At 71.0% G+C, this 20,708-nt stretch carries 16 protein-coding genes; 9 read left to right on the forward strand and 7 right to left on the reverse strand.

Features of this window, described 5'->3' with window-relative positions; genetic code table 11:
- Window positions 1-66: 66 nt before the first annotated feature.
- From SMD20_RS09530 to SMD20_RS09545, 4 genes are read left to right on the forward strand one after another with little or no spacing between them, the layout of a single operon-like run.
- Window positions 67-1,245 (forward strand): acyl-CoA dehydrogenase family protein, encoded by a 1,179-nt coding sequence (locus SMD20_RS09530; RefSeq protein WP_329577827.1) that lies wholly within the window; start codon window positions 67-69, stop codon window positions 1,243-1,245.
- A complete protein-coding gene (locus SMD20_RS09535) occupies window positions 1,242-2,420 on the forward strand; it encodes a CaiB/BaiF CoA transferase family protein (protein WP_329577829.1) in 1,179 nt (392 codons plus the stop codon). Before SMD20_RS09530 ends, SMD20_RS09535 begins: the two co-directional genes overlap by 4 nt.
- Window positions 2,417-3,148 carry an enoyl-CoA hydratase/isomerase family protein gene (locus tag SMD20_RS09540; RefSeq protein ID WP_329577831.1) on the forward strand — a complete coding sequence of 244 codons (732 nt, stop codon included), beginning with the start codon at window positions 2,417-2,419 and terminating at the stop codon, window positions 3,146-3,148. The genes SMD20_RS09535 and SMD20_RS09540 overlap by 4 nt, the downstream gene beginning before the upstream one ends.
- Window positions 3,149-3,159: 11 nt before the next feature.
- Window positions 3,160-3,999 carry a 3-hydroxyacyl-CoA dehydrogenase family protein gene (locus tag SMD20_RS09545; RefSeq protein WP_329592483.1) on the forward strand — a complete coding sequence of 280 codons (840 nt, stop codon included), beginning with the start codon at window positions 3,160-3,162 and terminating at the stop codon, window positions 3,997-3,999.
- 75 nt (window positions 4,000-4,074) lie between these two features.
- Here SMD20_RS09545 and SMD20_RS09550 read toward each other — a convergent pair whose 3' ends face one another.
- Together SMD20_RS09550 and SMD20_RS09555 are read right to left on the reverse strand one after the other, a co-directional pair.
- Window positions 4,075-5,712, reverse strand: a complete 1,638-nt coding sequence (locus SMD20_RS09550; RefSeq protein WP_329577834.1) for an FAD-dependent oxidoreductase — start codon at window positions 5,710-5,712, stop codon at window positions 4,075-4,077.
- A gap of 104 nt (window positions 5,713-5,816) precedes the next feature.
- Window positions 5,817-6,605, reverse strand: a complete 789-nt coding sequence (locus SMD20_RS09555) for an oxidoreductase (RefSeq protein WP_329577836.1) — start codon at window positions 6,603-6,605, stop codon at window positions 5,817-5,819.
- Between the two features lie 110 nt (window positions 6,606-6,715).
- On the opposite strand from SMD20_RS09555, the gene SMD20_RS09560 reads away from it, so the two are divergent.
- Both SMD20_RS09560 and SMD20_RS09565 read left to right on the forward strand, forming a co-directional pair.
- Entirely contained in the window at window positions 6,716-7,285 is a 570-nt protein-coding gene (locus tag SMD20_RS09560) for a TetR/AcrR family transcriptional regulator (protein WP_329577838.1), read from the forward strand.
- A 119-nt stretch (window positions 7,286-7,404) separates the two neighbouring features.
- Window positions 7,405-8,127 carry a VOC family protein gene (locus tag SMD20_RS09565; RefSeq protein ID WP_329577841.1) on the forward strand — a complete coding sequence of 241 codons (723 nt, stop codon included), beginning with the start codon at window positions 7,405-7,407 and terminating at the stop codon, window positions 8,125-8,127.
- Here SMD20_RS09565 and SMD20_RS09570 read toward each other — a convergent pair whose 3' ends face one another.
- The 3 genes from SMD20_RS09570 to SMD20_RS09580 form a co-directional block, all read right to left on the reverse strand.
- Window positions 8,128-9,951 carry a glycoside hydrolase family 15 protein gene (locus SMD20_RS09570; RefSeq protein WP_329577845.1) on the reverse strand — a complete coding sequence of 608 codons (1,824 nt, stop codon included), beginning with the start codon at window positions 9,949-9,951 and terminating at the stop codon, window positions 8,128-8,130.
- Window positions 9,952-10,304: 353 nt separating this feature from the next.
- Window positions 10,305-11,843 carry an FG-GAP repeat domain-containing protein gene (locus tag SMD20_RS09575; RefSeq protein WP_329577847.1) on the reverse strand — a complete coding sequence of 513 codons (1,539 nt, stop codon included), beginning with the start codon at window positions 11,841-11,843 and terminating at the stop codon, window positions 10,305-10,307.
- A gap of 158 nt (window positions 11,844-12,001) precedes the next feature.
- Window positions 12,002-13,651 carry an FG-GAP-like repeat-containing protein gene (locus tag SMD20_RS09580; protein ID WP_329577850.1) on the reverse strand — a complete coding sequence of 550 codons (1,650 nt, stop codon included), beginning with the start codon at window positions 13,649-13,651 and terminating at the stop codon, window positions 12,002-12,004.
- Window positions 13,652-13,803: 152 nt separating this feature from the next.
- Here SMD20_RS09580 and SMD20_RS09585 point away from each other — a divergent pair, with 152 nt between their 5' ends.
- The 3 genes from SMD20_RS09585 (at window position 13,804) to ilvA (ending at window position 18,947) form a co-directional block, all read left to right on the forward strand.
- The gene (locus tag SMD20_RS09585) at window positions 13,804-16,758 is read left to right on the forward strand and encodes an AfsR/SARP family transcriptional regulator (protein WP_329577852.1); all 2,955 of its coding nucleotides are present in this window, start codon (window positions 13,804-13,806) and stop codon (window positions 16,756-16,758) included.
- Window positions 16,759-16,835: 77 nt separating this feature from the next.
- A complete protein-coding gene (locus tag SMD20_RS09590) occupies window positions 16,836-17,510 on the forward strand; it encodes a M15 family metallopeptidase (RefSeq protein ID WP_329577855.1) in 675 nt (224 codons plus the stop codon).
- A gap of 171 nt (window positions 17,511-17,681) precedes the next feature.
- Window positions 17,682-18,947, forward strand: coding sequence for a threonine ammonia-lyase IlvA (ilvA, locus tag SMD20_RS09595; RefSeq protein ID WP_329577859.1), 1,266 nt, complete (start codon window positions 17,682-17,684; stop codon window positions 18,945-18,947).
- A 96-nt stretch (window positions 18,948-19,043) separates the two neighbouring features.
- Here the strand turns inward: ilvA and SMD20_RS09600 are convergent, their stop codons facing one another.
- Together SMD20_RS09600 and SMD20_RS09605 are read right to left on the reverse strand one after the other, a co-directional pair.
- On the reverse strand, window positions 19,044-19,853 hold the full coding sequence (locus SMD20_RS09600; protein WP_329577862.1) for a MerR family transcriptional regulator: 810 nt from the start codon (window positions 19,851-19,853) through the stop codon (window positions 19,044-19,046).
- Window positions 19,847-20,668 (reverse strand): alpha/beta fold hydrolase, encoded by an 822-nt coding sequence (locus SMD20_RS09605; protein WP_329577864.1) that lies wholly within the window; start codon window positions 20,666-20,668, stop codon window positions 19,847-19,849. The genes SMD20_RS09600 and SMD20_RS09605 overlap by 7 nt, the downstream gene beginning before the upstream one ends.
- Window positions 20,669-20,708: the final 40 nt, after the last annotated feature.

Genomic DNA, 20,708 nt, shown 5'->3' on the forward strand with positions numbered 1-20,708 from the left:
CAAAGTATCAGACAAGGACTCATCAAGTATTGGACTGATCTCAATCGGTGGGGGACGGTGGTCGCTATGTACACCGGCAACCCCGACGTCCCCGGCGACGTCTTCGCAGACGTCCTCAGCCAGATCAAGGACTTCGTTCGCGACCGCGTCATGCCGCGCGAGCTGGAGATCATGAACACGGACGCTGTTCCCGCCGATCTACGCCGGCAGGCCGCTGACATGGGATTGTTCGGCTACGCGATCCCCCAGCAGTGGGGCGGGCTCGGTCTCGACCTCGTCCAGGACGTCGAGGTGGCCATGGCGCTGGGTTACACGTCGCTCGCGCTGCGGTCCATGTTCGGCACGAACAACGGCATCGCCGGGCAGGTCCTGGTCGGGTTCGGCAGCCCGGAGCAGCAGGCCCGATGGCTGCCCGGCATCGCCTCCGGCGAGATCGTCGCCTCCTTCGCGCTCACCGAGCCCGGCGCCGGATCCAACCCGGCCGGCCTGCGGACCACCGCCACACCGGACGGCCACGGCTGGGTCATCGACGGCGGCAAGCGGTTCATCACCAACGCCACCGAGGCCGGCCTGTTCGTGGTGTTCGCCCGTACCCGGCCGGCGTCGGCCTCCGGCACGGGCATCGCGGTGTTCCTGGTGCCCGCGGACACGCCAGGCATCCAGATCGGAGTGCACGACGCCAAGATGGGGCAGGAGGGCTCCCGCACCGCGGACGTGACCTTCACACAGGTCCGCGTGGGCCCTGAGGCGCTGGTGGGCGGGGACGAGGAGGTCGGGTACAAGGCGGCGATGACGTCCCTGGCCCGGGGCCGGATCCACATGGCGGGCCTGGCCGTCGGCGCCGCGCAGCGGGCGCTGGACGAGTCGGTCGCCTACGCCGCCGCGGCGACCCAGGGCGGCACGCCGATCGGGGAATTCCAGCTCGTGCAGGCGATGATCGCCGACCAGCAGACCGGCGTGCTCGCCGGCCGGGCCCTCGCCCGCGAGGCCGCGCGGCTCTACACCACCGGCGAGGACCGCCGGATCGCGCCGTCGGCCGCGAAGCTGTTCTGCACCGAGATGGCGGGCAAGGCCGCCGACCTGGCGGTGCAGATCCACGGCGGCAGCGGCTACATCCGCGAGGTGCCGGTCGAGCGCGTCTACCGCGACGTCCGGCTGCTGCGGCTGTACGAGGGCACCAGCGAGATCCAGCGTCTCATCATCGGCGGCGGCCTCGTCCGCGCCGAGAAGAGGAAGCGGACATGACCCGTCCACTCGACGGCGTCACCGTCGTCACCATCGAGCACGCCGTCGCCGCGCCGCTGGCCACCCGCAACCTCGCCGACCTCGGCGCCCGCGTGATCAAGGTCGAACGCGTCGACGGCGGCGACTTCGCCCGCGGCTACGACCAGGCCGTGCACGGCACCGGCGCGCACTTCGTCTGGCTGAACCGCGGTAAGGAGTCGATCGCCCTCGACCTCAAGACATCGGAGGGACGCGACGTGGTCCGGCGGCTCGTCGCGAAGGCCGACGTCTTCGTGCAGAACCTCGCCCCCGGCGCCGCGGCGCGCCTCGGCCTCGGCGGCCTGCGCTCCGCACAGCCCGAGCTCGTCGTGGTGAACCTGTCGGGGTTCGGCGCGGGCGGGCCGATGGAGCAGCGCAAGGCGTACGACATGCTGATCCAGGCGGAGGCCGGGCTCATCGCGATCACCGGCACCTCGGACACTCCGGTCAAGACCGGCATCCCGACAGCCGACATCGCCAGCGGGATGTACTGTACGCAGGCCGTGCTGGCGGCGCTGCTGCGTCGCGCGCGTACCGGCGAGGGCGCGACGATCGAAGTCTCGATGCTCGAAGCCACCGTCGAGTGGATGGGTTACGCCCTCTACACCCAGATGTACGCCGGGACACCGCCGGAACGGATGGGGCTGAGCCACAGCTCGATCGCCCCGTACGACGCGTTCCCCACCCGCGACGGCAAGATGCTGATCGGCGTCCAGAACGACGCCGGCTGGCGCACCCTCGTCACCGCCGTCCTCGACGCCCCCGAACTCGCCGGCGACCCGCGTTTCGCCACCAACGTCCAGCGCGTACGCAACCGCGCAGAGTGCGATGCCCTGGTCTCGGCCCGCACCTCCCGCTGGTCCAGCGCCGAACTCGACGCCAGGCTCGCCGCAGCCGGCATCCCCGCCGCCCAGCTCAAGGACGTCGGCCAGGTCGTCGATCACCCCCAGTTGCGCGCCCGCGACCGCTGGCGCACGATCGGCACGGAGCACGCCCGGGTGGACGCCCTTCTGCCGCCGGTGACGTTCGCCGACGTCGAAGCCCGTATGGGTGACGTCCCCGCGCTCGGCCGGCACACCCGCGCGTTGCTCGACGAATGCGGCGTGGACGCCGACGACCTCATCTCCCGCGGCATCGCCGGGCAGGACCGCGGATGAACGCTCTCGTCGTGGACGAGCGCGACGACCGCGTCGTCGTCACGCTGAACCGTCCAGCCGCCCGCAACGCGATCAACGCGCCGATGATCGACGAACTGCACGCCGTCTGCGCCCTGCTCGAACGCCGGCCCCGGCTGCTGCTGCTCACCGGCGCGGGCGGAGTGTTCGCCGCCGGCGCCGACATCGCCGAACTGCGCGAACGCGGCCGGGACGAAGCCCTGCAAGGCATCAACAGCAGGCTCTTCGACCGCATCGCCCGGCTCCCGATGCCCACTGTCGCCGCGGTCGACGGCTACGCGATCGGCGGTGGCGCCGAGCTCGCCTACGCCTGCGACCTCCGGCTGGCCACGCCGGCCACCGTGTTCGCCAATCCCGAACCCGGCCTGGGCATCATCGCCGCGGCCGGAGCCTGCTGGCGGCTGGCCGAACTGGTCGGCACATCCGTGGCGAAACAGGTGCTGCTCGGCGGGCGACGGCTGGACGCCGAAGCCTCCCTCGGGTGCGGCCTGGTCACCGAGATCGTCCCGTCGGGTGAGCTTCTCCACGCCGGGCACCGGCTGCTGGACCGGATGGCCGCGTTGTCGCCCGCGGCGTTGCGACTGACCAAGCTGGTCCTCGACTCCCCCGGCCTCCACCCGCTGGCGGACGACCTGGCCCAGGCCGTCCTGTTCGAGACCGAGGACAAACACACCCGCATGACAGAGTTCCTGGAACGGAGAAGAGGGTGACCACAGTGCAGATGCCCACGACGGTCGGCGTGATCGGCGGCGGCCGGATGGGTGCCGGGATCGCGCAGGTCTTCGCCGCCCGGGGCGCCGCGGTGACCGTGGTGGAGCCCGGCGATGCCGTGGCAACGCGCCGCCGCATCGCCGACGGCCTGGCCAGAGCGGCTGAACGCGGGAAACTCGCCGGCGCGCCGGACCTCGTACTCGCCCGTGTGGAGGTCGTCGACGACCTCGCCGCGTTGCCGGCGAGGGCCGAGCTGGTCGTCGAAGCCGTGCCGGAACAGCCGGGCCTCAAGGTCGACGTCCTCACCCGCGCGGAGACAGCAGTCGGCGATCAGGCTGTGCTGGCCAGTAACACCAGTTCGCTGTCCATCGCCGAACTCGGCGCCGCTCTCCAGCGCCCGGCCCGGTTCCTCGGGATGCACTTCTTCAACCCCGTCCCCGCGTCCCAGCTGGTCGAGGTCGTCACCGCAGCCGAGACGGCCGCCGACGTCGTGGAGCGCGTCCGCGCTTGGGTCCGCGGCCTGGGTAAGACCGACGTCGTCGTACGGGACTCACCCGGCTTCGCCACCAGCCGGCTCGGTGTTCTGCTGGGCCTCGAAGCGATCCGCATGCTCGAAGAAGGCGTCGCCGATGCCGAAGCGATCGACAAGGCGATGGAACTCGGCTATCGGCACCCGATGGGACCTCTGCGCTCGACCGACCTCGTCGGGCTCGACGTCCGCCTCGCGATCGCCGAATACCTGCACGCGAAGCTCGGGGACCGGTTCGCGCCTCCGCGGCTGTTGCGCGACAAGGTCGCCGCCGGACACCTGGGACGCAAGACCGGCCAAGGCTTCCACCACTGGGATTAGAGGTCGGTCTCTTACCGCGACCCATCCGGTGTGCCTCGGGAGGCGCTCTGTTCCGTACGCCGGCCGCGGGGGCCGTCAGGCGGGGTCGCCGGCGGCGTGGCGGGCGGCGCGGTAGCCGAAGACGACGGCCGGGCCGATGGTGGAGCCGGGGCCGGGGTAGGTGCGGCCCATGACGGAGGCGGTGGTGTTGCCCGCCGCGTACAGGCCGGGGATGGCGCCGCCGTCCTCGCGCAGCACGCGGGCGTGCTCGTCGGTGAGCAGGCCGCCCTTGGTGCCGAGGTCGCCGGGATAGACGCGGAACGCGCGGAACGGCCCCTTCTCCAGCGGCCCGAGGTTCGGGTTGGGCTTGACCCGCGGGTCGCCGTAGTAGTTGTCGTAGACGGTGCGGCCGCGGCCGAAGTCCGGGTCGACGCCGGTGCGGGCGAAGCCGTTGAAGCGCTCGACGGTCGCGGCGAGGCGTACGGGGTCGACGCCGATCTCGGCGGCCAGCGCCTCCACGGTCGGGGCCTCGGCCAGCAGGCCCGCCCGCTTCCACTTCCCGGCCTGCCCGGCGACGGCGGTGTTGAGGTAGCGGCGGGTGTGCCGGACGTCGGTGATCATCCACATCGGGCCGGCCTCGCCGTGCTTGAGCATGTCGTGCCCGACGTCGATGTAGGACGCCGACTCGTTGGTGAAACGCTCGCCGGCGGCGTTCACCATGATCGAGAACGGCAGGGAGCGCTCGGCGACGAGGAAGCGGGGCTCGCCGTCGGGGCCGAGCAGGGACGCGCCCCACCAGGCGTCGTCCATGAGCGCCAGCGCGCCGCCCGCCTTCGCGCCCATCGCGATGACCGTGCCCAGGTCGCCCTCGGGGGCGGAGGAGTAGCCGGGGATGCCGTGGTGCTCGCGCCGCCATGCGCCGTTGTTGGCGAACCCGCCGGCGGCCAGGACGACGCCGCGCCTGGCGCGGATCCGGCGGGCGCGGCCGCCCCGCTCCACGACCGCGCCGACGACCGCGCCGTCCTCGATGATCAGGTCGACGATCGGGGCGGACAGCCAGACGGGGGTCTGCTGGGTGCGGACGATGTGCATGAGCGAGGCGGCGAGCGAGCCGCCGATGCCGGTCGGCCGCCTGCCGCCGGCGTACTGGCCGAGCGTGCGGAAGACGAACCGGGCACCGCGTACGAAACCGCCCGGGGTGGACCAGGCGCGCGACAGCAGCCACACGTCGTCGGTCATGAGGGGCAGCGGGATGCCGCTCTCCTTGGAGCGGGCGCTGTCGTACCAGGCGCCGAGCAGCTTGGTGTCGAACGGCGCGACCTCGATCGCCCGGCCCACCTTGCCGCCGGGCCGGTCGGGGTAGTAGTCGGGGTAGTCGGGGGACCTGCGCCAGCGCACGCCGAGGCGGCCGAGGAAGGCGACCACCTCGGGGGCGGTCCGCACGTACGCCTTCCTGCGCTCGGGCGAGGAGGCGGGGCCGGCCTCCTCGATGACCTCGTTCATGTACCGCAGGGCCTCCTCGGCGGAGTCGCGGACGCCGGCGCGCAGCATGAGCGGGTTGGCCGGCATCCAGAGGCCGCCGCCGGAGACGGACGTGGTGCCGCCCCAGCGCGGGGTGCTCTCCACGACCAGGGCGTCCAGTCCGCGGTCGGCGGCGGCGATGGCGGCGGTCAGGCCCGCCGCGCCCGAGCCCGCGACGAGCACGTCGACGATGCTGTCCCAGTGGTCGGTCAACTCGGCCCCTCTCGAATCGCGGAAGTCGCCTCCCTCGAACCGGACGCAATTGTCCGGTTTGGACCGTAGTCTGGGCGATGACCGCCCACCGGGTCAATACGGGCTTAGACCGTCTTGACGGCGCCGCCGTCGATCACGTAGTCGGCCCCGGTGACGCTGGCGGCGTGGGGCGAGGCCAGCCACGTCACCAGCGCGGCGACCTCGCCGGGCTCGACGAGCCTGCCGGTGGTCATCCCGGTGCCGGCCGGCAACTGCGCCAGGAGCTGCTCGTGCTCCACGCCGAGCGCGCCGGCCAGCGCCGCGCCGTACCCGTCGGGGGACTCCCACAGCGAGGTGCGGGTGGTGCCGGGCGAGACGGTGTTGACCCGCACGCCCTGCGGCCCGAACTCCTCGGCGAGGGCCTTGCCGAACGCCGTCAGCGCCGCCTTCGCGGTCGTGTACGTGACCGGCCCGGCGTGCGGCAGGCGCGCGCCGTTGGACGAGATGTTGATCACCGTGCCGCGGTTGCGCACCAGGCTGGGCATGGCGGCCCTGGTGGCGCGCACGGCGCTGAGGAAGTTCAGCTCGTGGTCGCGCAGCCAGTGGTCGTCGGTGGCGTCGAGGAAGCCGCCGACGGGGCGGTCGCCCATGTCGCCCCCTCCCACGTTGTTGACCAGCAGGTCGAGCTCGCCCAGCTCGGCCAGGGCGCGCTCGATCAGCCCGGCGGGGCCTTCGGGGGTGGACAGGTCGGCGGCCAGCGCGACGGCCCCGGTCTCCTTGAGCTCGGGCGTGATCGTACGGGCCGCGGCGACGACCCGTACGCCCTCGTCGCGGAGCGCCCGCACGATGGCGAGCCCGATGCCCCTGCTGGCGCCGGTCACGACGGCGGTCTTGCCCGTGAGTCGCAGGTCCATGACGTTCTCCTTCGGAAAGCTGCGTCACTTCAGATGCGTTCACCTTAGAACTTGCAACACTAATGTTGCAAGTTCGGTGTTGAGTGGCGACCAGGGCGTATCCTGTACGGATGAGCGGGACGACACGGGCACTGAGGTCCGACGCCGAACGGACAGTCCGGACGATCCTCGCCGCCGCCGAGCGCGTGCTCAGCAAGAACCCGGCGGCGAGCATGGAGCAGATCGCCGAGGCCGCCGGAGTGGCGCGCACCACCGTGCACCGCCGTTTCGCCTCCCGCGACGCGCTGGTGGCCGCGATGGCCGACTGGGCCACCCGGCGGTTCGCCGAGGCCGTGGACGCCGCCCATCCCGAGACCACGCCGCCGCTCGTCGCGCTCTACCAGGTCACCGCCAACGTGCTGCGCGTCAAGATCGACTGGGGTTTCGCCATGAACCTGGCGTACACCACCGACGCGGCCGCCCAGGTGCACGCCGACGCGGAGGAGCGCTGCGAGCGGCTGTTCGCCAGAGCCCGCGAGACCGGGATGCTCCGCGCCGACGTCGACCTCCGCTGGGCGCGGCGGGTCTACTACGCGCTGATCCACGAGTCGGCGCAGGACCGCGACGGCGACCCCGAGGCGCTGGCGGCGCGGCTGGTGGACACCCTGCTGCGCGGCCTGGGCACCGGGCAGGGGCTCTGAGCCGAGCGGAAAAGCATTCGCGTCGCGGATCCGCGGCTGGCTAGCGTGACGTGGGTCATGTGCGCGGCGCGGAGACGTGTGCCCGTCCGCGCCCGCCGTTCCACCGGATGGGAGATCTGATGAGCTCGCAGCTCACCGCGCTCTGCTTCGGCGCGCACGACCCCGTAGGACTCGGCCGGTTCTGGGCCGGGCTGCTGGGCAGGAAGCTCACCGACGGCCGCCACGACGGCGTCGTGCTCCCGCCCGACGACGAGACCGGCTTCGAGCTCCGCTTCCTGCCGACGCTGGAGAAGAAGATCGGCCAGAACCAGGCGCACTTCGACCTGACCAGCGACTCCCCCGAGCACCAGCAGCGGACGGTGGCGCGGGCCCTGGAGCTCGGCGGGCAGCACATCGACGTCGGGCAGCGCCCGGAGGAGGGCCACGTGGTGCTCGCCGACCCCGAGGGCAACGAGTTCTGCGTGATCGAGGCGGGCAACAAGTTCCTCGCCGCATGCGGGTTCATCGGCGCGCTCGCCAGCGACGGCACCCAGGCGGTCGGCTACTTCTGGAGCCAGGCGCTCGGCTGGCCGCTGGTCTGGGACCAGGACGAGGAGACCGCCATCCAGTCGCCGCGCGGCGGCACGAAGATCACGTGGGGCGGCCCGCCGGTCGCCACGAAGCACGGCAGGAACCGGCTGCACTTCGACCTCACTCCCCCGGAGGGCGGCGACCAGCAGGCCGAGATCGAGCGCCTGCTCTCCCTCGGCGCGAGCCTCGCCGGCGACCGGGGGCACGGCAGCGGCCTGGTGGAGCTGCTCGACCCCGACGGCAACGAGTTCTGCCTGCTCGCCCCCAACTGATCAGCCGAGCGCCTGGTCCAGGTTGAAGGCCGCGCTGATGAGCGCCAGATGGGTGAACGCCTGCGGGAAGTTGCCGAGCTGCTCACCGGTGTGCCCGATCTGCTCGGCGTACAGTCCGAGATGGTTGGCGTAGGTGAGCATCTTCTCGAAGGCCAGGCGGGCCTCGTCGAGGCGGCCGGCCCGCGACAGCGCCTCGACGTACCAGAACGAGCAGATCGAGAACGTGCCCTCCGGGCCCTCCAGCCCGTCCGGGCTCTGCTCCGGGTCGTAGCGGTAGACCAGGGAGTCGGAGACCAGCGCGTCGCCGAGCACGTCCAGCGTGGACAGCCACTTGGGGTCGGTCGGCGAGACGAACTTCGCCAGCGGCATCATCAGCACGGCGGCGTCGAGCACCTCGTCGCCGGCGTGCTGGACGAACCCCTGCAGCCGCTCCGACCAGCCGTGCTCCATGATGTCGCGGTAGATCGCGTCGCGGCTCTCGCGCCAGCGCGGCATGTCGGCGGGCAGGCCCCGCTGGATCGCCATGCGCATGGCGCGCTCGATCGCGACCCAGCACATCAGGCGCGAGTAGGTGAAGTTCTTGCGCCCGCCGCGCGTCTCCCAGATGCCCTCGTCCGGCTGGTCCCAGTGGGTGCAGACCCAGTCGACCAGCGTGCACAGCTCGTCCCAGCGCCGGCTGGAGATGGGCGTGCCCCACTTGTTGTACAGGTAGACCGAGTCGATGAGAGCGCCGTAGATGTCGAGCTGGAGCTGGCCGACCGCGTCGTTGCCGATCCGGACGGGACGCGAGCCGCGATAGCCCTCCAGCTGCGGCAGCTCCTCCTCGGGCAGCTCGCGGCGGCCGTCGATGCCGTACATGATCTGCAGCGGCCCGGCGGGGCAGCTGCCGTCCAGCCGGACATGCTTGTCCAGGAAGCCCATGAACGCCTCGGCCTCCTCGGTGAAGCCGAGCCGGAGCAGGGCGTAGACGCAGAACGCGGCGTCGCGCACCCACACGTACCGGTAGTCCCAGTTGCGCCGGCCGCCGATCTGCTCGGGCAGGCTCGTGGTCGGCGCGGCGACGATACCGCCGGTCGGCGCGTACGTGAGCAGCTTGAGCGTGAGCGCCGAACGGTGCACGATCTCCCGCCAGCGGCCCCGGTAGCGGGAGGCCGACAGCCACTTGCGCCAGAACCCGACCGTGGCGGTGAACAGCTCCTCGGCCTGCTCCAGCGGGCAGCCACGGGGCTCGACGCCGGGAGCGGCCCGGTCGAGCGCGAACACGGCCCGCTCCCCCTCGCGCAGCGCGAACCGGGCGGTGGCGTCGCGGCCGTCGTGCTCGATGGGCACGCTGGAGAACAGCGTCAGGCCGAGCGCCGGGGACGTGAACACGGTCAGGCCGCCGTCCTGGGTGACGGTGTGCGGCTGGCGTCCGTAGTCGAAGCGGGGCGCGACCAGGGCGCGGAAGGGCAGCCGGCCGCGTACGACGGTGACGCGCCGGATCAGCCGGTGCCGGTCGACCTCGGTGTTGTCACGTTCCACGGGCATGAAGTCCTGGATCTCGCCCACGCCGTCGTCGGCGAAGAACCGGGTGATCAGGACGTTGGTGTCCGGGAAGTAGAACTGCTTGGTCGTGTACGGCACGTCGGCGGCCAGCTCGAACGAGCCGCCCCGGTCGGCGTCCAGGATCGAGCCGAACACCGACGGAGCGTCGAAGCGGGGACAGCAGTACCAGTCGATGGTGCCGTTGGTGCCGACGAGCGCAACCGTGCGCAGATCGCCGATCAGCCCGTGCTCGCCGATCGGCAGGTAGCGGTGGTCGCCCCGGCGCCTGTCTGCCTGCATGTTTCCAACATAAACAGCGACACGGTCCAGGTCCCGCCGGACCCGCCCGGTGACGATCCGTCGTCAGGCGCCGGCGAGACGCCAGAGCGAGGTGACCTCCGCGGCCCGGGCGGCGTGGAGGGGATCAGCGGTGTCCCTCACCCGCGGATGCCGCGGCCGGATGTCGGTCCTGTCCAGCACGCGCAGGCCCGCCGCCTCGATGGCGGCCGTCAGTTCGCCGCGCGTCCTGAGTCCGAGGCGCTCGGCCAGGTCCGACAGGATGATCCATCCTCCACCGCCCGGTTCGAGATGCGCGGTGAGTCCGTCCAGGAAAAGGACGGGGCCGCCAGGCCGTCCTCCGCGGTCGATGGGTGTCAGTTGATGACGGCCAGGCGGGTGATGATGTGCCAGCCGGAGCCGATGGTCACCCGGGTGGTGATGTCAGGCGCGCCCGGCACGCCCTTGTTCAGGTACGCGTTCAAGGTGCCGTCGGCGAAGCGGGCCACGATGTCGGGCTTGTCATCGTTGTCGATGTCGGCGACCGTCAGCCGGTTCGCGCCGTTCCAGCCGGACCCGATCGTCACCCGGGTGGTGATGTCCGGCGCCCCCGGGGCGCCCTTGTTCAGGTAGGCGTACAGGACGCCTTCGCTGTTGCGGCCGACCACGTCGGTCTTGCCGTCGTTGTCGATGTCGACCACGTTGACCACGCTGATGCCGTTCCAGCCGGACCCGATCGTCACCCGGGTGGTGATGTCCGGTGCGCCCGGGGTTCCCTTGTTCAGGTAGGCGTAGAGCACGCCTTCGCTGTTGCGGCCGATCACGTCGGTCTTGCCGTCGTTGTCGATGTCGGCCATGTTCACCCGGGTGATGCCGTTCCAGCCGGAGCCGATGGTCACCCGGGTGGTGATGTCCGGCGCCCCCGGCACGCCCTTGTTCAGGTAGGCGTACAGCACGCCTTCGCTGTTGCGGCCGATCACGTCGACCTTGCCGTCGTTGTCGATGTCGGCCATGTTCACCCGGGTGATGCCGTTCCAGCCCGAACCGATCGTCACCCGATTACGCACGTTGACCGAACCCACCGTGCTCGCGTTCAAGAACGCGTACAAAGTCCCGTCACTGTGCCGGCCCAGCAGGTCCACCTTGCCGTCATTGTCGACATCACCCACCGAGATCCGCGTGATCGGATTCCATCCGCTGCCGATCTCCGCACCCGACCCCGTCACACTCGGCGAACCCGGCTCTCCCGTGCCCAGATACACCCGCAACTCACCGTCACTGAGCGTCCCCAGCAGATCCGGCCTGCCGTCCCCGTCGAAGTCCGCGGCCTCACCCGTCGCGTCCTCCGGCTCCGGGGGAACCCCTCTGACGTAGGGCAGGATGGCGTTGACGATCAGCTGCGCGTCAGCGGCCTCCGGCTGATAGCGGGACGGGTATGCCGACACCTGCACTGCCTGGCAGACCTCCCCGATGGGTGCGGTCTTCCAGGAGTTGTTCGGGTACAGCTTGATCATCTTGTTGAGGAACGCGTTGGTCGCCCAGGTCGGGTCGAGCCTCTGGGCGCGGCTTCCCCACGAGGCGCGCTGCTGGAACAGTCCCAGGCTGTCGTGGTCGACTTCCTCGCTGATGTTCTGGATGCTGGTCTCCACGATCGTGGTCGCGATGGCGATCACGGCGGCTCGGGGATCCAGCCCCCGGTCATGCACGGCTTCGACCACCATCCGCGCACAGGAGACGCGGTAGGCCGACATGTAACCCCGCATCTTGGCCCGCAGGGAGCTGTTGAGCTGGGTAGCCAGCGAGGCGTCGGTGGAAGTGGGGCCGTTCGGGTCGCATGCCGCCAGTTGATAGGCGGCGGTGACGTCGGACGCCGTCGTCGGGCGGGGGTCCGGATCGGCCATCGCGGGGGTGGCCATGGCGGCGAGAGCGCAGGCGGTGATCGTGGTGGCGACGCCGAGGCGTAAGGCGAGTGTTCTGGGCATGAGTGTGCTCCTTCGGTGAGCGATGATCCTGAGAGGTGACGCGCCGGCCCCCGGAGTCGCGGGCGGAAGGCCGGCGCGAAAGCGGGTAGAGGTCAGTTGATGACGGCCAGGCGGGTGATGATGTGCCAGCCGGAGCCGATGGTCACCCGGGTGGTGATGTCAGGCGCGCCCGGCACGCCCTTGTTCAGGTACGCGTTCAAGGTGCCGTCGGCGAAGCGGGCCACGATGTCGGGCTTGTCATCGTTGTCGATGTCGGCGACCGTCAGCCGGTTCGCGCCGTTCCAGCCCGAACCGATCGTCACCCGGGTGGTGATGTCCGGCGCCCCCGGCACGCCCTTGTTCAGGTAGGCGTACAGCACGCCCTCGCTGTTGCGGCCGACCACGTCGGTCTTGCCGTCGTTGTCGATGTCGACCACGTTGACCACGCTGATGCCGTTCCAGCCGGACCCGATCGTCACCCGGGTGGTGATGTCCAGTGCGCCCGGGGTTCCCTTGTTCAGGTAGGCGTAGAGCACGCCTTCGCTGTTGCGGCCGATCACGTCGGTCTTGCCGTCGTTGTCGATGTCGGCCATGTTCACCCGGGTGATGCCGTTCCAGCCGGAGCCGATGGTCACCCGGGTGGTGATGTCCGGCGCCCCCGGCACGCCCTTGTTCAGGTAGGCGTACAGCACGCCTTCGCTGTTGCGGCCGATCACGTCGACCTTGCCGTCGTTGTCGATGTCGGCCATGTTCACCCGGGTGATGCCGTTCCAGCCCGAACCGATCGTCACCCGATTACGCACGTTGACCGAACCCACCGTGCTCGCGTTCAAGAACGCGTACAAAGTCCCGTCACTGTGCCGGCCCAGCAGGTCCACCTTGCCGTCATTGTCGACATCACCCACCGAGATCCGCGTGATCGGATTCCATCCGCTGCCGATCTCCGCACCCGACCCCGTCACACTCGGCGAACCCGGCTCTCCCGTGCCCAGATACACCCGCAACTCACCGTCACTGAGCGTCCCCAGCAGATCCGGCCTGCCGTCCCCGTCGAAGTCCGCGGCCTCACCCGTCGCGTCCTCCGGCTCCGCAGGAGTCTCGTTCGTGACGCCCACCGGCGCGCTGTACCCGACGATGTCGGCGTCGCCCCGCGAGTAGCTCTTCGACCTGGTCCGGTCGCCGCTGTTGCCCTCGATGGTGAAGACCGTGCCGGCGTTGGCGGAGGTGACGATGCCAACGTGGTCGATGTCGCCGCTCTGGTCCCAGTCGAAGACGACAGCGTCGCCGGGTAGTGGGGTGTAACCGCTGGACCGGTTGTGCCAGGTCCCATAGGTGGTGCCGTAGTCCTTGAAAGACGCGGCCCACCCTGTCAGTACTCCGCCGCTCGTTTCCGCGACGTCGGCGTGGCGGACCCCCGCTGCCTTCCACACGTATTTGGCGAAGTCGGCGCACCAGTCACTGTCGCGGAACTGGACGCCTTCGGCCGAACCGCACCCGTTCGACGGTTTCCAGGTTCTGAAGACCCCGGTGTAGTAGTTGCAGTTGCTGCCCGCGGGCCGCTCGACGTTGCGGTCGCCATCAGCCAGCTCTCGCTGGGCGATGCTCACGATGTCGCTTCGTGTCGCCGCGGCGGCAGGGGCCGCGGTCAACGCCATCATGGCGGCCGTCGGCAGTATCAAGGCCGTGGCACTCGCGATGGCCCGGCCAGAGAATCTGTTCAACACGCATTCCCCTCTTTTCGGCTCTGAGAGGAGCATCGTCATGACTCCTCCAAAAAGCCTTTAGAGGTGATGGAATGCCTCTTATAGCGAAATCTGCGTCTTTCTCAGTGTGCTGAGCCTCGGTGCGCGAGTTGGGGGTTGTGATGGAGTTTCGCCTGCTCGGCCCAGTCGAAGCGTGGAGTGGAGAACACCAGGTGCCCCTGGGCGGAGCCAAGCCCCGGGCCCTGCTCGCGGCGCTCCTGCTCGACCCGGGCCGGGTGGTCACCAGAGAGCGGCTCATCGACGCGATCTGGGCCGAAGATCCGCCGCCCACCGCGAAGGCACTGCTGCACACCTATGTGGCCTCGTTGCGCCGGGCGTTCCGCGATGCGGGGTCGGCCTCCGTCATCGTGTCCCACCGCGCCGGCTACCTCTCCGAGATTCCTCCTCGCTCGCTGGACAAGGACGTCTTCGAGGCACGCGTCGCCGAGGGACGGGAGGCGGCGCGGGAGGGTGACAACCGGGAGGCCGGGAAGATCTTCCGGGACGCGCTGACGCTGTGGCGGGGGCCTGCTCTCGGTGGGATCGGTGACTGCTTCCTCCGCGCGGAGGCGGTCAGGCTGGAAGAGCTGAGGATGACGGTCATCGAGGAGCGGGTCGCCGCCGATCTGGCGGCCGGCCGGGACGAGCGGCTCATCGAGGAGCTGACCGAGCTGGTCGCCCTGCATCCCGGACGCGAGCGGCTGCGCCGCGACCTCATGGTGGCGCTGTATCGCACGGGCAGACAAGCCGACGCCCTGGCCGTTTACCAGCACGGCCATCGGGTCCTGGTCGAGGAGCTGGGCATCGAACCGGGGCCGGAGCTACGCCAGGTGCACACGTCCATCCTGCGTTCGGATCCGGCGCTGCTCGCGGCCGCGAAGGCCGCTGCGCCTCGCCAGCTCCCCTTGCCCGTTCCCGACTTCACCGGCCGGGCGGAGGAGATGGCGACGCTGTGCGAGCACCTGATGAGGCCGGCCACGATGCCGCTGTGCGTCATTTCCGGGCAGGGCGGTGCGGGGAAGTCGGCTCTGGCGCTCCAGGCGGCTTCCCAGGTCGCGGCCTTCTACCCCGATGGGCAGCTACACGTCGAGCTGCGCGGCACGACCGACTCGCCGGTGAGCCCGGAGGAGGTTCTGGGGCGGCTGCTGCGTGAGCTCGAGCCACCCGGCACGCCGCTGCCCGCGACGCTGGAGGAGCGCGTCGGCCGCTATCGCACCCTGCTCACCGGCCGGCGGAAGCTCGTCGTGCTGGACGATGCCGCCTCCGAGAGCCAGGTGCGACCGCTGCTCCCCGGCTCCCGTGGCTGCGGGGTGATCGTGACCTCGCGCAACAGACTCGGCGGGCTGGCCGGCGCCGCCTTCGTCGATCTCGGCCTGCTGGAGGCTCAGTCGGCGTTCGAGCTGCTGTCACAGATCACCGGGCCGGAGCGGACCGCCGCCGATCCGGAAGCGGCCTGGTGTGTCGTGCGTCAGTGCGGGGGACTTCCCCTCGCCCTGCGGATCGCCGGAGCACGGCTGGCGTCTCGCCGCCAGTGGTCGGTGGCGCGGCTGGCCGACCGGCTGGCCGATGAGCACCGCAGGCTGGACGAGCTGGCCGTCGGTGACCAGGAGGTGCGGGCGAGCATCGGCCTGAGCTACCAACTGCTGCCTCCGCCCGACAGGACCGCGCTGCGGCGTCTCGGTCTGCTCGGATTTCCGCACTTCACCGTATGGGTCGCCGCGGCCGCCATGGAGACCGGCATGGACGAGGCGGAGCGCGTGCTCGAGCAGCTCGTCGACGCGTCCCTCGTCGACATCGTGGAGGGAGAGCACGCGGACCGGCTCCACTATCGGCTGCACGATCTGATCCGCCTGTTCGCCAAGGAACGCGCTCTCGCGGAGGAGACGGCACCGGAACGTCAGGCGATGATCGCCCGGGTGCTGGGCGGCTGGCTCTGGCTGGTGGAGCAGTTGAGCGCGGCCGTACCCACGGGCATGATCCCGATGCCGGTGACGACGGGGCTGGCCCACCCGGTCAGCGACGAGGTGCTGCGCACGATGCTGGCGGATCCGCGCGCCTGGATCCGCCGGGAGGAGGAGGCCCTGATCGTGGCCGTCGAGCTCGCGGCGGTGATGGACCTCGACGAGCTGGCCGTCGAGCTGGCATCCGCGTTGTCGGCGGTGGCCTTCGAGGGCAGCCAGTACGTCATCGACAACCCGTTCGCAGCCTGGCACAGGACGCACCAGGCCGCCCTCGCGGTCGCCCGTCGGATGGACAACGCCGTCGGGGAGGCGAAACTGCTCGCCGGTCTCGGGCAGCTCGCCTACGAACGTGACTTGTACGCCGACGCGCGCGAGTATCTCAGCCAGGCCTTGTCCCTGTTCCGGACCGCCGAGGACGCTCGCGGCGAGGCCACGACACTCGCCGCGCTGGGCGCCGCCTGCCGCGAGCAGGGGTACCTGCCCGAGGCTCTGCATTTCCTCGGCAGGGCGGAGGAGCTCTGGGCCGATCTCGCCGACTCGGTGGCCCTCGCGCACGTCAAGCGGCTGGCGGGCACGGTGCGCCTGGACTGTGGGGATTACGCCGCGGCGTGGGCCGACCTCACCGCCGCGCTGTCCCTCTACCAGGACGTCGGCAGCCGCCGCGGTGAAGGACTCACCCTGCGCAACATGTCGATCCATCGCCGCGCGACAGGCGAGCTGGACAGCGCGGAGGAGCTGGGCGAACGCGCTCTGGCGATCTTCCGCGACCTCGATGACCGCCTGATGGTCTCCTACTGCCAGCGCGCGCTGGCCAAGACGCGCTTACGCCAGGGGAGATGCGACGAGGCGCGCCAGGCGCTGGAGGAGGCCCTCGTCACCACGCGCAACCTGCACGACCGTTGGGGGGAAGCTTGCACGCTGCGCACCTTGGGCGAGCTCTGTCTGGCCGATGGGCGGCTCTACCAGGCCAAGAGCCATCTGGAGGAGTCGCTGCGGCTGTGGGAGACGCTGCGCATCGCCCTGTTCCGCGCGCGTACCCTGCGCGATCTCGCCCGGGTGCATCAGGCCCTCGGTGACGACGTCGCCGCCGAGGCCATGCGGGCGGAGGCCCTGGAGACCTTCCGCTTGCACGGCTCCCGCGAGTACGGCGAATCCCTCTCTCTGTAATCCGCTGCAGCCCGTCTACAGAGGTTTTGGAGCGCCTGAGCCCATGGTGGTAGGTGGGCGTCTCATGGGGAGCGTCCATGACCACCATGAAGGCGTTCATGACTGAGATGGTGCTTCTATCAGATAAGCGGATTGCCGAGGTCCTGACGCAAGAGTGTGGGGAGCCGCTGGTCGATCTCCGTACCTTGGCTACCGTCCGGGTGGATTCGCGGCTTTCGGAGAGTACAGGAGCTTTCGCGCACGTACGGCTGAGCGTGGCCGACCGGCTCGTGGCGGCGCAGACCCAGCTGCCTCGTGGGCTGCGCCTGCTGGTCGTCGAGGGCTATCGCCCACCCGCCCTGCAGGCCCGCTATTTCGCCGACTCCCTCGCCCGCCACCGAGCCGCCCACCCCAGCTGGGACGACGACCGCGTCCGGACCGAGGCCAGCAGGTACGTCTCACCTCCCGACGTGGCTCCGCACACCTCGGGAGGGGCCGTCGATCTGACCCTGTGCACCGCCGAGGGCGCGGAGATCGCGATGGGGACGGCGGTGAACGCCACTCCGCCGGAGAGTGACGAAGCCTGCTACACCGCAGCGTCGGACATTCCGGTCGAGGCGCGAGCCAATCGCCAGGTCCTGTCGGCGGCCATGACATCCGCCGGCTTCGTGAACTATCCCACCGAGTGGTGGCACTGGTCCTACGGCGACCGCTACTGGGCCTTCATCACCGGCGCCCGATACGCGCGCTACGCCGCGGCAGGGCGCCCCTGAATCCGCCTCTCCCTGCCGCTGTCCCGGGGCAGGGCCGCAGGCGGTTCCGGATTGCGGCCTCCGGCTCAACGGAGCAGTTGTTCGGGGCGAATAGGGTTTGGTCGGGGCTGCGGAGACACCCCGATCACCGCCGCTCCGGCGCGTGGGCTCTGAACTGGGAGAACAGGAAACATGACGGTAGAGGCTTCGCTGGTCGACGCGGCGGCCGTGGAAGCAGCGGCACAGCGCCTGACCGGCGTGGTGACGACGACGCCGCTGGAGCGCAACCCACGGCTGTCCGAGCTGCGAGGCGCGCACGTATGGCTCAAACGCGAAGACATGCAGACCGTGCGCTCCTACAAGGTCCGCGGCGCCTACAACCTGATCGCGCAGCTCGACGACGACGCGCGCGCGGCGGGCGTCGTGGCCGCCAGCGCGGGCAACCACGCCCAGGGCCTCGCCTATGCCTGTGCGGCGCTGGGCGTCCATGGCCGGGTCTTCCTGCCGCGCACCACGCCCCGGCAGAAGCGGGACCGGATCGCGGCTCTGGGCGGCTCGGCGATCGAGATCGTGCTGGAGGGCGACACCTATGACGAGGCGTCCGCCGCCGCGGCGGCGGACGCGGCCCGCACAGGCGCGACCCTGGTCCCGGCCTTCGACGACCCGCGGACCATCGCGGGTCAGGGCACTGTCGTCCACGAAGCCGTGACTCAACTGGGCCATGCCCCCGACGTGGTGATCGTCCCCGTCGGCGGAGGCGGTCTGCTGGCCGGCACACTGGCCTGGCTGGGCAAGCATCACCCGCAGACCCGGATCATCGGGGTAGAGCCGGCCGGAGCCGCGTGCATGGCGGCGGCCCTGCTCGCCGGCCACCCGGTCACCCTGCCGGAGATCGACACCTTCGTCGACGGTGCCGCCGTGCGCCGAGCCGGCGACGTGACCGTGCCGATCGTGGCCGCCGCCGAGGTGGAGATGGTCGCCGTGCCCGAAGGCCGGGTGTGCAGCGAGATGCTGGCGCTCTACCAGTCCGACGGGATCATCGCCGAACCGGCCGGGGCGCTGGCAGCGGCCGCCCTCGGCTGTCCCGAGACGGTCGACATCCCGGCCGGCGCGAGCGTGGTGTGCGTGCTGTCCGGGGGTAACAACGACGTCAGCCGTTACGCCGAAATCGTCGAGCGTTCCCTCGTCCACGAGGGCCGCAAGCACTATTTCCTCGTGGAGTTCCCCCAGGAGCCGGGCGCGCTGCGCCGCTTCCTCGACGAGGTCCTCGGCCCCAACGACGACATCACCTTGTTCGAGTACATCAAGCGCAGCAACCGCGAGACCGGTCCCGCGCTGGTCGGCATCGAGCTGGCCAGCCCCTCCGACCTGGTCGGGCTGCTGGCCCGCATGGACGCGGCGCCGCCGCGGATCGAGCGCATCGACACCGGGAGCCCGCTGTTCAGGTTCCTTCTCTGATCCTCTGACGGCGGAGCGGGCGCCCGCCGGCGCGCCCGCGCTGGGGCAGGGCCACTGCCGCGGCTCGGCGCGGCTCGTCACCCGCCGGTGGCGGCCTCACCGAGCCCGAGCGCCGGCGCGTGGGCTGGGAGTGCTGTGCGGGGGTACGCGTTCGAGCTTCGTCCAGCCGGTCCAGCCGCGTTCCCGGAGCAGCTCGATCAGCCGGCGGGCCGCGGGCAGCGTGTCCAGCGCCCGCGCGTCCATCAGCGTGATCAGCGGCGGGTCCAGGTCGACGTCGCCGAGGTAGTCCTCGCCCTTCTCCTCCGCGAGCTGGGTGAGCCAGGCGGCCAGCTCGTCGGCCCGCCCGGCCGTCCGGGGGTCGTCCGGGGCGTGCTCCAGGGCCCGGCCCAGGGTGAGGTAGAAGCCGGCGAGCCGCGGGTCGGCGAGCTGCTCGTGCTTGCGGGCGATCCACTCCGCGACCCGCTCGGGCGCGTGCGCGGTCAGCAGGATCCAGCCGTCGCGCTCGGCCCGTACGAGCCGTTCACCGACGCCCAGCACCCGCAGCCGGGCCAGGTATCCCGCCACCTCGGGCGGCAGGGCCAGGCCGTCCCCGGCGGTGAGCCCGGCCAGGTGCTCGCGGCGTCGCTGCCGCTGCCGGATCTCGGCCTCCAGCCGCCGGTCGATGTCGGCGACCGCCGCGGCGAACTCCTCCTCGCCGGCCCGCAGCAGCTCCCGCGTCCGCGCCAGCGGCACCCCGGCGCGGGTGAGGGTGCGGATCCTGATCAGCTCGACCACGGCGCCCGCGTCGTACCTGCGGTAGCCGAGGTGGTCCCGCTCCGGCTCCGGCAGCAGCCCCTTGGCGTGGTAGTGCCGCACCGTGCGCACGGACACCCCCGCGTACGACGCCAGCTCCCCGATGGTCAACACCGTTCCAGCCTCCCACGGATGATCCGGGCGATCTCCGGCGCGTGCGTGTGGACCAGGCCGTGATCGGCGTCGAGCCAGGACACGGCGACCCGCGGCAGCTCGCGGGTCAGCCGCTCGACTCCCGAGCGCCAGTTCCGGTTGAGGCGCGGCAGGGGGTCCTCGCCGCCGTGACCGGCCATCGCGGTCGACATGATCATGCTGATCGGGCAGCCGATCCTCCGGTAGCGGTCGAGGACGGCGGAGCGGACCGCGTCGATCTCGGCGTTCAGCGCCTCGATCTCGGGGGCGGTGAGCAGCACCTGGCGGGCGGTGCCCCGCAGGGCCTCCTGCCGCGCCGCCTGGTCCTCCCACATGACGCGCAGCAGCGGCAGGAGGTCCTCGGTGAGGAACGGCTCCGGCACCGGGTTGGCCCCGTCGATGAGCACGAGCCCGGCGACGGAGTGGTCGGCGGCACCCTTGGCGGCGTCGTCGGCGGCATGGTGGACGGCGAGGTCAGCGCCCATCGAGTAGCCGACGAGCACGGGCGCCACGCCCGGCTCGCGGCGCGCCAGGTCCGCCAGCACGGCGGCGAGGTCGCCGCCGAACGCCGCGAAGGAGTACCGGCCGGCGGCCGAGGCGAGGCCGTGGCCTCGCAGGTCGAAGGTGACCACGTCGTGGTCGCGCCGCAGCAGCCCGGCCAGCTCGCTCAGGTCCGCCTGGGTGGAGCTCAGCCCGGGGCACAGGACCAGCAGCCGTCCCGTGCCGCCGCGCGACACCGGGATCGTGACGCCGTCGTGGTGGATCGTGTGGTGCCGGAGCGTGGGGGTCGTCGTCATGCGCCCATGGTGGGAGGTTGACCCTGCGTCAGGGCCAAAT

Origin of the sequence: Nonomuraea sp. LP-02, assembly GCF_036289125.1 — a bacterium.
GTDB classification, from domain to species: domain Bacteria; phylum Actinomycetota; class Actinomycetes; order Streptosporangiales; family Streptosporangiaceae; genus Nonomuraea; species Nonomuraea bangladeshensis.